General features: G+C 68.6%; 2 protein-coding genes. One reads left to right on the top strand and one right to left on the bottom strand.

The window, feature by feature from the left end:
• Positions 1-611: hypothetical protein (locus AC01FP_RS18300; RefSeq protein ID WP_474482270.1), on the top strand; the 611-nt coding region annotated here is incomplete at its 5' end.
• Here AC01FP_RS18300 and AC01FP_RS18295 read toward each other — a convergent pair.
• The gene (locus AC01FP_RS18295; RefSeq protein ID WP_474482273.1) at positions 608-742 is read right to left on the bottom strand and encodes an inner membrane CreD family protein; all 135 of its coding nucleotides are present in this window, start codon (positions 740-742) and stop codon (positions 608-610) included. The two genes, AC01FP_RS18300 and AC01FP_RS18295, sit on opposite strands and share 4 nt — an antisense overlap.
• Positions 743-755: the final 13 nt, after the last annotated feature.

Here is a 755-nt window from a genome sequence, read left to right as displayed (position 1 = left end):
TGGTGTTGGCCATGGCAGCGGTGCAGCCGCTCGCAGCGCAGGACCAGCCGCCGACCGAACCGATCCGCAACCAGTCACCCGATGCCGAGGACGTGGCCCTGACGCCGCTGCGCGATCTCAACCTCGCAAAGGACCCGATCCCCGACCTGCTGCTGGCGGCCGAAACGGCACCCTACGAAACCACCGGCCTAAAGGAGTGCCGCGATATCGCGGCGGAAATCGCTGCCCTCGATGCGATTCTCGGCCCCGACCTCGACGTGATGGCGGAAGAGGATGACCGCCTGTCGATGGGCCGGGTGGCGCGCAGCGCGGTCGGCTCGTTCATACCGTTCCGCTCGATCGTCCGCGAGGTCACCGGAGCGGCAGACCACCAGCGCGATTTCCAGCGCGCCATCCACGCCGGGGCGGTGCGGCGCGGGTTCCTCAAGGGGCTGGGCCAGGAACGTGGCTGCGCCTACCCGGCCCGGCCCGCGTTCGCGAAGGTCAAGGTCGACAAGGATGACCGGGTCGACACCGACGAAGGCAAGAAGCGCGTCGCCCGCAAGGAAGAGCGCGCCGCAGACGGCACGCTCTTCGTTTCGCAGCCGGTGGTCCAGCCGATCGGCGACTAGTCTGTCTGCTCCTCGCTCCGGCCGACCGAGGACCAGTCGATCCGGCGGGTCGCGTACATCACCCCGGCCAGCGCCACGAACAGCAGCACCGAGCCGATCAGCAACGACAGCCCTTCAAGGTTGAGCAGCACGTACAGCAGCGCG

It is taken from the genome of Cyanobium sp. NIVA-CYA 375, assembly GCF_056108345.1.
The sequence above is the reverse complement of the archived record's forward strand: the minus strand, read 5'-3'. Positions and strand labels throughout refer to the sequence as shown.